This window comes from Halomonas sp. BM-2019 (assembly GCF_017584085.1).
Window position 1 is genome coordinate 38042 of record NZ_CP071922.1, and the last position, 10681, is coordinate 48722.

At 67.1% G+C, this 10681-nt stretch carries 10 protein-coding genes; 2 read left to right on the forward strand and 8 right to left on the reverse strand.

The genetic code is table 11. The features are described 5' to 3' along the window. Both ftsH and rlmE read right to left on the reverse strand, forming a co-directional pair. Window positions 1-1793, reverse strand: a 1793-nt coding sequence (gene ftsH, locus J5F18_RS00210) for an ATP-dependent zinc metalloprotease FtsH (protein WP_346300368.1), incomplete at its 3' end; no start/stop codon positions are given. A 237-nt stretch (window positions 1794-2030) separates the two neighbouring features. Then, on the reverse strand, window positions 2031-2717 hold the full coding sequence (gene rlmE, locus J5F18_RS00215; RefSeq protein ID WP_346300369.1) for a 23S rRNA (uridine(2552)-2'-O)-methyltransferase RlmE: 687 nt from the start codon (window positions 2715-2717) through the stop codon (window positions 2031-2033). A gap of 173 nt (window positions 2718-2890) precedes the next feature. Between rlmE and yhbY the strand changes: the two genes are divergently transcribed. Beyond that, window positions 2891-3241: a ribosome assembly RNA-binding protein YhbY gene (gene yhbY, locus J5F18_RS00220; protein WP_346302141.1), complete on the forward strand. Its 351-nt coding sequence runs from the start codon at window positions 2891-2893 to the stop codon at window positions 3239-3241. A 187-nt stretch (window positions 3242-3428) separates the two neighbouring features. Here yhbY and greA read toward each other — a convergent pair whose 3' ends face one another. From greA to J5F18_RS00250, 6 genes are all read right to left on the reverse strand, one after another. Then, the gene (gene greA / locus J5F18_RS00225; protein WP_346300370.1) at window positions 3429-3905 is read right to left on the reverse strand and encodes a transcription elongation factor GreA; all 477 of its coding nucleotides are present in this window, start codon (window positions 3903-3905) and stop codon (window positions 3429-3431) included. Continuing rightward, window positions 3902-7132 carry a carbamoyl-phosphate synthase large subunit gene (carB, locus tag J5F18_RS00230; RefSeq protein WP_346300371.1) on the reverse strand — a complete coding sequence of 1077 codons (3231 nt, stop codon included), beginning with the start codon at window positions 7130-7132 and terminating at the stop codon, window positions 3902-3904. The genes greA and carB overlap by 4 nt, the downstream gene beginning before the upstream one ends. A 79-nt stretch (window positions 7133-7211) precedes the next feature. Beyond that, entirely contained in the window at window positions 7212-8372 is a 1161-nt protein-coding gene (gene carA / locus J5F18_RS00235) for a glutamine-hydrolyzing carbamoyl-phosphate synthase small subunit (RefSeq protein ID WP_346300372.1), read from the reverse strand. A 305-nt stretch (window positions 8373-8677) separates the two neighbouring features. Continuing rightward, on the reverse strand, window positions 8678-9493 hold the full coding sequence (gene dapB, locus J5F18_RS00240) for a 4-hydroxy-tetrahydrodipicolinate reductase (RefSeq protein WP_346300373.1): 816 nt from the start codon (window positions 9491-9493) through the stop codon (window positions 8678-8680). A gap of 62 nt (window positions 9494-9555) precedes the next feature. Then, window positions 9556-9858, reverse strand: a complete 303-nt coding sequence (locus tag J5F18_RS00245; protein WP_346300374.1) for a HigA family addiction module antitoxin — start codon at window positions 9856-9858, stop codon at window positions 9556-9558. 24 nt (window positions 9859-9882) lie between these two features. Beyond that, window positions 9883-10164 carry a type II toxin-antitoxin system RelE/ParE family toxin gene (locus J5F18_RS00250; protein ID WP_346300375.1) on the reverse strand — a complete coding sequence of 94 codons (282 nt, stop codon included), beginning with the start codon at window positions 10162-10164 and terminating at the stop codon, window positions 9883-9885. A 126-nt stretch (window positions 10165-10290) separates the two neighbouring features. Here J5F18_RS00250 and J5F18_RS00255 point away from each other — a divergent pair. After that, a partial coding sequence (locus tag J5F18_RS00255) for an ATP-binding protein (RefSeq protein WP_346300376.1) occupies window positions 10291-10681 on the forward strand: 391 nt, incomplete at its 3' end.

Below are 10681 nucleotides of genomic sequence, written 5' to 3' on the forward strand. Positions count from 1 at the left end.
ATGTCATTGAGCTGATCGGCGTCGATGGTCTCGTACTTCATCAGCGCCTCGGCCATGGCGTCGAGCTTGTCGCGGTTCTCCTCGAGGATCTTCTGGGCCTGGGCGTAGCAGTCGTCGATGACCTTGCGCACCTCCTTGTCGAGCTTGGAGATGGTCTCGCCGGACTTCATCTTGCCGCCGCCCTGGCCCGGGGCGCCGAGGAACTGGTGGGACTCGTCCTCGTCGTACATGATCGGGCCCATCTCCTCGGAGAGCCCCCACTTGGCCACCATGCTGTGGGCCAGCTCGGTGGCACGCTTGATATCGTTCGAGGCGCCGGTGGTGACGCCGTTGGGGCCCAGGGTCATCTCCTCGGCGATACGGCCGCCGAACAGCGAGCAGATCTGGCTGAGGATCTGCTGGCGCGACAGGCTGTAGCGGTCCTGCTCGGGCAGGAACATGGTCACGCCCAGGGCGCGGCCACGCGGGATGATGGTCACCTTGTAGACCGGGTCGTGCTCCGGCATCACCAGGCCGATGATGGCGTGGCCCGACTCGTGGTAGGCGGTGTTGAGCTTCTCCTTCTCGGTCATGACCATGGAGCGGCGCTCGGCGCCCATCATGATCTTGTCCTTGGCCAGCTCCAGCTCCTCCATGCCCACCAGGCGCTTGTTGCGGCGCGCGGCGAACAGCGCCGCCTCGTTGACCAGGTTGGCCAGGTCGGCGCCGGAGAAGCCCGGGGTGCCACGAGCGATCAGCGACGGCTTGACGTCGTCGGCCAGCGGCACCTTGCGCAGGTGCACGTTGAGGATATGCTCGCGGCCGCGGATATCGGGCAGCGGCACGACCACCTGGCGGTCGAAGCGGCCCGGACGCAGCAGCGCCGGGTCGAGCACGTCGGGACGGTTGGTGGCGGCGATGACGATGATGCCCTCGTTGGCCTCGAAGCCGTCCATCTCCACCAGCAGCTGGTTCAAGGTCTGCTCGCGTTCGTCGTTGCCGCCGCCCATGCCGACCCCGCGGGAGCGGCCCACGGCGTCGATCTCGTCGATGAAGATGATGCAGGGCGCCTGCTTCTTGGCCTGCTCGAACATGTCACGCACGCGCGAGGCGCCCACGCCGACGAACATCTCGACGAAGTCGGAGCCGGAGATCGAGAAGAAGGGCACCTTGGCCTCGCCGGCGATGGACTTGGCGAGCAGCGTCTTGCCGGTGCCGGGCGGGCCCACCATCAGCACGCCGCGGGGGATGGTGCCACCCAGGCGCTGGAACTTGGTGGGGTCGCGCAGGAAGTCGACCAGCTCCTCGACCTCCTCCTTGGCCTCGTCGCAGCCCGCCACGTCGGCGAAGGTGGTCTTGATCTGGTCCTGGGAGAGCAGCTTGGCCTTGGACTTGCCGAAGCTCATGGGCCCGCCCTTGCCGGCCCCGCCCCCCTGCATCTGGCGCATGAAGAACATGAAGATGGCCAGTATCAGCAGGATCGGGAAGCTGGCGATCAGCAGCCGCGTCCACAGGCTCTGCTGCTCCGGCTCCTTGCCCACCACGGTGACGTTGTTGGAGAGCAGGTCGTCGATCAGCTTGGGATCCTCGGCCGCCGGCCGGATGGTCTGGAACGCCGAGCCGTCGGTGCGCTCGCCGGTGATCTTGTAGCCGTCGATGGTGACGCTGCGCACCTGCTGGTTCTGCACCTGCTGGACGAACTGGGAATAGTTCATCGACTGGGGTGCCGTGTCGACGCTGAAGTTGTTGAACACCGTCAGCAGCACCGCCGCGATGACCAACCACAGGATCAGGTTCTTCGCCATATCGTTCAAGGGACTACCCTCAATATCTGAAATCTGTCGGCCGCCATGGCCTGGCGCCTTGTACACGCACTGTATAGGACACTACAGGAGCCCGCCGCGTTCGGCCACCGCCCATCCCGAGCGGTCCCCGTAGCGAATACTGTGACACACTTTGGTGCCTGCTGTCCGGCAATCACCCCGTTAGTCGAGGACTATCGATCGCCTCTCTCTTGTCGCTTGCTTGCGCTGCCGGGGCCGAGCGCCCGCTCAGCCGCGGAAGCCCTGCGCCAGCAGGTAGACCTCCCGGGAGCGGGCACGCGACGCCTCCGGCTTGCGGGTGACCACCCGCGCGAAGCTGCCGCGCAGCGCCTTCAGGTAGTCATCGAACCCCTCGCCCTGGAACACCTTGGCCAGGAAGGTGCCGCCGGGGCGCAGGGTCTGGCCGGCCAGGTCCAGCGCCAACTCCACCAGGTACATCGCCTGGGGCTGGTCGATGGCGGCCATGCCGCTCATATTGGGGGCCATGTCGGACATCACCAGGTCCACCGGGCGCCCGCCCAGGGTGGCCAGGATCGCCTCCAGCACGCTCTCCTCGGTGAAGTCCCCCTGGATGAAGTCGACCCCGGCCAGGGCGTCCATCTCGAGGATGTCGGAGGCGATCACCACGCCTTCGGGGCCCACCTTCTCGGCGGCCACCTGGCTCCAGCCGCCCGGCGCCGCGCCCAGGTCGATCACCGTCATGCCGGGCTTGAAGAGCCGGTCCTTCTCGTCCAGGGCCAGCAGCTTGTAGCTGGCCCGCGAGCGATAGCCCTCCTGCCAGGAGCGCTGCACATAGGGGTCGTCGAAGTGCTCCTTGAGCCAGCCGGCACTGCTCTTGCTGGCAGTGCGCTTCCGGGCAGCGTTCTTGCCGGCCGGACGACCGGAGGAGTTGCGAGACGAAGGGGGCGTGGCCAAGACGTCACCTGAGTAGCGGGTCTGTAGAGCGATGCAGCGGGAGGACGAGCGTCGAGCGGACTACCGGCAAGATGGTGCGCCAGACGGCGCCGCGGCTTTCGCCGCAGGGTTTTTCATGTACTATTTTCATGTACTATGGGCGGCTGCGCGCAACCGAGAAGACGCAAGATACCATGAGCTTGTCACAGGCACAAAAGAAAGCATTCCGCAGCATCGGCCACCACCTCAATCCGGTGGTCATGGTCGCCGAGAACGGCCTCTCCGAAGGCGTGCTGGCGGAGCTGGAGCGGGCGCTCGCCGACCACGAGCTGATCAAGATCAAGCTGGCCCTGGCCGAGCGCGACGACCGCGCCACCCTGCTCGCCGAGCTGGTCGCAGCCAGCCGCGCCGAGCTGGTCCAGACCATCGGCAAGATGGCACTGCTCTACCGCGCCAACCCCAAGGCCAACCCGAAGCTCTCCAACGTGCAGCGCGCTTCGAGGGGCATCACGGGCGGCATTGAGCGCCTAGCGCCTAGCGCCTAGCGCCTAGCGCCTAGCGCCTAGCGCCTAGCGCCGCAGGATAATGCCACTGCCGAGTGTGGCGTCGTCAATGAAGAAACCCCGCCAAATCGGGTACCCGGCGGGGTTTCTCGTTTGTGGCCTCAACATCTGCCGCCCGTAACTGAGCAGCTGGGCGCTAGGCGCTTGCAGCTCGGCGCTGCCCGAAGGGCTACAGGTGCTCCACGCCGCCGATCTCGTACTCGACGTTGCCGCCGGGGGTCTTGACCACCACCACGTCACCCTCCTCCTTGCCGATCAGGGCGCGGGCGATGGGCGAGGTGACCGAGATCAGCCCCTGCTTGATGTCGGCCTCGTCCTCGCCGACGATGCGGTAGGTCACCTCCTCGTCGGTGTCGAGGTTGAGCAGCTCGACGGTGACGCCGAAGATCACCTTGCCGGTGCGCGGCAGCTTGGTGACGTCGATCACCTGGGCGCTCCCGAGCTTGCCCTCGATCTCCTGGATGCGCCCCTCGATGAAGCCCTGCTGCTCCCGGGCGGCATGGTATTCGGCGTTCTCCTTGAGATCCCCGTGCTCGCGAGCCTCGGCGATGGCGGCAATCACCTTCGGACGCGCCTCGCCCTTGAGCTGCTCGAGCTCCTTGCGCAGGCGCGTCTCTCCGGCAACGGTCATCGGGACCTTGTTCATTGTGCAGCTCCTGCATGCAGTTCCTGAAGCCGCCGCACCGTGATCGCGTTGCCGTACTCCAGCGCCATGCAAACGGCATTGGCCCCCGCCAGCGTCGTGGCGTAGGGCACCTTGCGGGCAAGCGCGGTGCGGCGGATCACCGAGGAGTCCAGGATCGCCTGACGACCCTCGGTGGTATTGACGATATAGGCGATGTCGTCGTTCTTGAGCAGATCGACGATATGCGGGCGCCCTTCGAAGACCTTGTTCACGACCTCCACCTCGATACCGGCGGCCTGCAGGGCAGCGGCGGTACCGCGGGTCGCGCACAGCGTGAAGCCCAAGGTTACCAGAGAACGGGCCACCTCGATAACACCCGCCTTGTCCGGCTCGCGCACCGAGAGGAACGCCTTGCGCTCGCCGGCAAGCGCAGGAATCGCCTCGCCGGCGCCCAGCTGCGCCTTGTAGAAGGCCTCGGCGAAGGTATCGCCGGAGCCCATCACCTCGCCGGTGGACTTCATCTCCGGCGAGAGGATCGGGTCGACGCCGGGGAACTTGTTGAACGGGAAGACCGCCTCCTTGACGCTGAAGAAGTGCGGCACGATCTCGCGGGTGAAGCCCTGCTCGGCGAGGGTCGTGCCGGCCATGCAGCGGGCGGCGATCTGAGCCAGCGAGGTGCCGATGCACTTTGAGACGAAGGGCACGGTGCGCGAGGCGCGCGGGTTGACCTCGATGACGTAGATCTCGCCGTCCTGCCAGGCCAGCTGCACGTTCATCAGGCCCTTGACGCCGAGCTCCACGGCCATCTGCCGGACCTGCTCGCGCATCGCGTCCTGCACCTCGGCGGGCAGAGAGTAGGGGGGCAGCGAACAGGCGGAGTCGCCGGAGTGCACCCCGGCCTGCTCGATGTGCTGCATGATGCCGCCGATCACCACCTCCTTGCCGTCGGAGACCGCATCGATATCGATCTCGATGGCGGCGTTGAGGAAGTGGTCGAGCAGCACCGGGGAGTCGTTGGAGACCTTGACCGCGTGGGTCATGTAGTTCTCGAGTTCATCCGCCGAGTAGACGATCTCCATGGCGCGACCGCCCAGCACGTAGCTGGGGCGCACCACCAGCGGGTAGCCGATGGTCTCGGCCTTGGCGAAGGCCTCCTCGAAGCTGCGCGCGGTGGCGTTGGGCGGCTGCTTGAGGCCCAGCTTGTCGATCATCTGCTGGAAGCGCTCGCGGTCCTCGGCGCGGTCGATGGCGTCCGGGGTGGTGCCGATGATCGGCACGCCGGCGGCCTCGAGCTCCCGGGCCAGCTTGAGCGGGGTCTGGCCGCCGAACTGCACGATCACCCCCACCGGCCGCTCCTTGTCGGCGATCTCCAGCACGTCCTCCAGGGTCACCGGCTCGAAGTAGAGGCGGTCGGAGGTGTCGTAGTCGGTGGAGACGGTCTCCGGGTTGCAGTTGACCATGATGGTCTCATAGCCGTCGTCGCGCATGGCGAAGGCGGCGTGGACGCAGCAGTAGTCGAACTCGATTCCCTGGCCGATGCGGTTGGGACCACCGCCCAGCACCATGATCTTCTGGCGGTCCGTGACCTCCGCCTCGCACTCCTCCTCGTAGGTGGAGTAGAGGTAGGCGGTGTCCGAGGCGAACTCGGCGGCGCAGGTGTCGACGCGCTTGTAGACCGGGCGGATGCCGGCCTGCTGGCGGGTCTTGCGGAACTCCTTCTCGGAGACGCCGAGCAGGCTGGCCAGGCGGGCGTCGGAAAAGCCCTTGCGCTTGAGGCGGAACAGCTCACGGGCATCGAGCTCGGAGAGCGAGCGCTTGGCCACCTCGGCCTCGGTGGCCACCAGGTCCTCGAGCTGGACCAGGAACCAGGGGTCGATCCGGGTCAGCGCGAAGACCTCGTCGCGGCTCATGCCGGCGCGCATGGCGTCGGCCACGTAGAAGATGCGCTCGGCGCCGGCGGCCTGCAGCTCGCCCTTGATATGGGCCAGGGCGTCGTCGGTGAACTCGGTGACGATGGGGTCGAGGCCGTCGTTGCCGGTCTCCAGGCCGCGCAGGGCCTTCTGCAGCGACTCCTGGAAGGTGCGGCCGATGGCCATGACCTCGCCCACCGACTTCATCTGGGTGGTGAGGCGGTCGTTGGCCTGGGGGAACTTCTCGAAGGTGAAGCGCGGGATCTTGGTGACCACGTAGTCGATGGCCGGCTCGAAGGAGGCCGGGGTGCGCCCGCCGGTGATGTCGTTCGAAAGCTCGTCCAGGGTGTAGCCCACCGCCAGCTTGGCGGCGATCTTGGCGATCGGGAAGCCGGTGGCCTTGGAGGCCAGCGCAGACGAGCGCGACACCCGCGGGTTCATCTCGATCACCACCATGCGGCCGGTATCCGGGTCCACGCCGAACTGGACGTTGGAGCCGCCGGTCTCGACGCCGATCTCGCGCAGCACCGCCAGCGATGCGTCGCGCATGATCTGGTACTCCTTGTCGGTCAGCGTCTGGGCCGGGGCCACGGTGATGGAGTCGCCGGTGTGCACGCCCATGGGGTCGAAGTTCTCGATGGCGCAGACGATGATGCAGTTGTCGTGCTTGTCGCGCACGACCTCCATCTCGTACTCCTTCCAACCCAGCAGCGACTCGTCGATCAGCAGCTCGTGGTTGTTGGAGAGCTCGAAGCCGCGGGTACAGATCTCCTCGAACTCCTCCTTGTTGTAGGCCACGCCGCCGCCGGAGCCGCCCATGGTGTAGGAGGGGCGGATGATCACCGGGAAGCCCAGCGTCGCCTGGATGCGCCAGGCCTCCTCCATGCTGTGGGCCACCTCGGCCTTGGGGCACTCCAGGCCGATGCGCTTCATGGCCTGGTCGAAGAGGTCGCGATCCTCGGCCTTGTTGATGGCGTCGGCGTTGGCGCCGATCATCTCCACGCCGTACGTCTCGAGCACGCCGTGCTTGTCCAGGTCCAGCGCGCAGTTGAGCGCGGTCTGGCCGCCCATGGTGGGCAGGATGGCGTCGGGGCGCTCGGCCTCGATGATCTTCGCCACCGCCTGCCAGGTGATCGGCTCGATGTAGGTGGCATCGGCCATGGCCGGATCGGTCATGATGGTGGCCGGGTTGGAGTTCACCAGGATGACCCGGTAGCCCTCCTCGCGCAGCGCCTTGCAGGCCTGGGCGCCGGAGTAGTCGAATTCGCAGGCCTGGCCGATGACGATGGGGCCGGCGCCAATGATCAGGATGCTCTGGATGTCGGTACGCTTGGGCATGGTGCTTCCCGCAGAATAAGGGTGACGAGGGGCGACGTCTCTCGAGTCAGGTTCTCAACTCAGGCTCTCGCGCTCTGGCTCAGGCCCGGCGGGCCTTCAGCATCTCGACGAAGCGGTCGAACAGCGGCGCGACGTCCTTCGGGCCGGGGCTCGCCTCCGGGTGGCCCTGGAAGCCGAAGGCCGGGCGGTCGGTGCGCTCGATCCCCTGCAGGGTGCCGTCGAACAGCGAACGGTGGGTGGCGCGCAGGCTGGCCGGCAGGCTCGCCTCGTCGACGGCGAAGCCGTGGTTCTGGCTGGTGATCATCACGCAGCCGGTGTCGAGGTCCTGCACCGGGTGGTTGGCGCCATGGTGGCCGTGGCCCATCTTCACCGTTTTGGCCCCGCTGGCCAGCGCCAGCAGCTGGTGGCCCAGGCAGATGCCGAACAGCGGCAGTTCGGTCTCGAGGAGCTCGCGGATCGCCGTGATGGCGTAGTCGCAGGGCGCGGGGTCGCCGGGGCCGTTGGCCAGGAAGACGCCGTCCGGGGCCATGGCCACCACCTCGCTGGCCGGGGTCTGGGCCGGCACCACGGTGAGACGGCAGCCGCGGGAGGCGAGCATGCGCAGGATGTTGCGCTTGACGCCGAAGTCGTAGGCCACCACGTGATAGGGGCGCTCGGCCTTGCCATCGGGGCCGGCGGTATCGGCATAGCCCTCGCCCAGGGTCCACTCGCCCTCGCTCCACTCGTAGGGGCTCTGGCAGGAGACCACCTTGGCCAGGTCCATGCCCTTGAGGCCCGGGAAGGCGCGGGCCGCCTCCAGGGCGCGCGCCACGGCGTCCTCGCCGGAGGCCAGGTCGCCGGCCAGGATGGCGCCGTTCTGGGCGCCCTTGTCGCGCAGGAGGCGGGTCAGGCGGCGGGTGTCGATATCGGCGATGCCCAGCACGTTCTGGCTCTTGAGATAGTCGGAGAGCGACTGCTCGGAGCGGAAGCTGCTGGCCAGCAGCGGCAGGTCGCGGATCACCAGGCCCGCGGCGGCGATGGCGCCGGACTCCACGTCCTCGGCGTTGACGCCGGTGTTGCCGATATGGGGGTAGGTCAGGGTGACGATCTGGCGGGTATAGGAGGGGTCGGTCAGGATCTCCTGATAGCCGGTCATGGCCGTATTGAACACCACCTCACCGCTGGTCTGTCCATCGGCACCGATGGCCGTGCCGTGAAACACACTGCCGTCTTCCAGGGCCAGTATCGCGGGTCTGTTCAATGCAACGTCCTCCCATATCTGTGTAACGACAGCCATGCAACGACAGCTCGTCAAGGAATAGTGTTACCGGTGGCCAGCCCGCAAAAAAGCGGGACGAAACCCGATGAAGACCGGTTTCATCCCGCTTGTTGTCATTCGCTCGGAACTGGTTCGTTCAGAACATCAGAACACTGGGGGCCGACGCAACAAGCGCTGTGTAGGGGGCTTTCGCCCAGACGCCCGGCCAAAATTTTGGGGATATTACAGGATTGGCCGCCTGTCGACCACCCCTTTAGTCGAGCCCCCTCACGCCAGGCCCAGTCACTTCAGACACGGTCTGTCAGACCGAGCACGTCCTGCATGGCATAGCGGCCGCTGCCCTGGCCGGCGACCCAGCGCGCGGCGCGCACCGCGCCCTTGGCGAAGGTCATGCGGCTACTGGCCTTGTGGGTGATCTCGATGCGTTCGCCCTCGGTGGCGAACATCACGGTATGCTCACCGACGATGTCGCCGGCGCGCACGGTGGCGAAGCCGATCTCCTGGTCGGTACGCGGCCCGCACTGCCCCACCCGCTCGAAGACACCGTGCTCCTTGAGGGTGCGGCCCAGGGACTCGGCCACCACCTCGCCCATCTTGAGCGCGGTGCCGGAGGGGGCGTCGACCTTGTGGCGGTGATGGGCCTCGATCACCTCGATATCGTAGCCCTCGTCGCCCAGCGCCCTGGCGGCCGTCTCCAGCAGCTTCAGCGTCAGGTTCACCCCCACGCTCATATTGGGGGCGAAGACGAAGGGCAGCCGGTCGCGGTAGCCGTCGAGCTCGGCCAGCTCCGCATCGTCGAGCCCGGTGGTGCCGATCACCATGCGCTTGCCGTGCTCGGCGCAGACCGCCAGGTTGGACAGCGTCACCCGGGGCGCGGTGAAGTCGATCAGCACGTCGAAGTCGTCGACGATGGCCTCCAGCGAGTCCACGGCGGCCACGCCCAGCTTGCCGACGCCGGCCAGCTCGCCGATATCGGCGCCGGCCAGGGTGCTGCCCGGCTCTACGACGCCGCCGGCCAGGGTGGCGCCGTCATCCTGCAGCACGGCGTTGACCAGGGTGCGGCCCATGCGGCCGGCGACCCCGACGATGGCGATACGGGTCATGTGGACTCCTGCGAATTCGATGGCTTTTCGTGGCGGGGGATTATACCAGAGGCACCAAGGCCTCAGGCGGCATCTCTCGGCAACACGTCCCGCTCGATCTCCTCCCCATGGTCGCGCTCGACCCTCTTGAGGTCGTAGGCGGCCTGCAGGTTCAACCACGACTGGGCATCACCACCGAAGTAACGCGCCAGCCTCAATGCCGTATCCGCCGAGACGGCACGACGCTCCTTGACGATCTCATGCAGGCGCGTCGCGGGCACGCGCAGCTCCCGTGCCAAGGCGTTGACGCTCATCCCCAGCGGCTCGAGATAGTCCTCCCGCAGCACCTCGCCGGGATGGATAGGTCGCATGCCATTCTTGCTCATGCTGATGACTCCTGGCCGAAATGGTCAGTGATAATCCACGATCTCGACATCGAAGGCGGCCCCCCTCTCGAAGCGAAAGCAAAGGCGCCATTGATCGTTGATACGAATACTGTATTGACCTTGCCTGTCTCCCTGCAGTGCCTCGAGACGGTTGCCGGGCGGCGAGCGCAAGAAGTCCAGCGTGGTCGCGGAGTCCAGCAGCTGCAGCTTGCGCTCAGCCTGGCGCCGAAAGGCACGAAATGCCTTGGGGCACCCGGCCCCCTCGAAGAGCTGCCGCGTGCGCTTGCAGGCAAAGGACTCGATCATTCCGCCAATCTATTACGCTTCACGTAATACGTCAAGCGGAACCCTCCATCCGCCGAGCGCAAGAATTCACCTGGGCTGCGGCAAGCTGATCACCCACACTGGGCGTATCGAGGCAAGGGTACCGCCATGCCAACCCCACCAGAGTGCTTATCGACGGCCCACCCCCTGGCGGCGCTGCTGCACCGCCACCGCCGGGTGCTGCTGGCCGGCGCGCCGGGCAGCGGCAAGAGCACCCTGGCCCGCGTCCTCGCCGCCCACCTGGCCGAGGGCGGCAGGGAGTGCCGCTGCCTGAGCGCCGATCCGGGCCTGCCGGGCGTCGGCCCGCCCGGCGCGGTCTGCCTGGGCCGCTGGGCCGATGAGGGCGGGGGCGGCTGGCGGCTCGAAGCCCTGGCCGCCCTGGCCAGCCTCAACGCCGCCCGCTTTCGCCTGCCGCTGGTGGAAGCGGCGCGCCGCCTGGCCCGCCAGGCCGGGGAGGGTGTGCTGCTGGTCGACGCCCCCGGAGTGATACGCGGCGTGG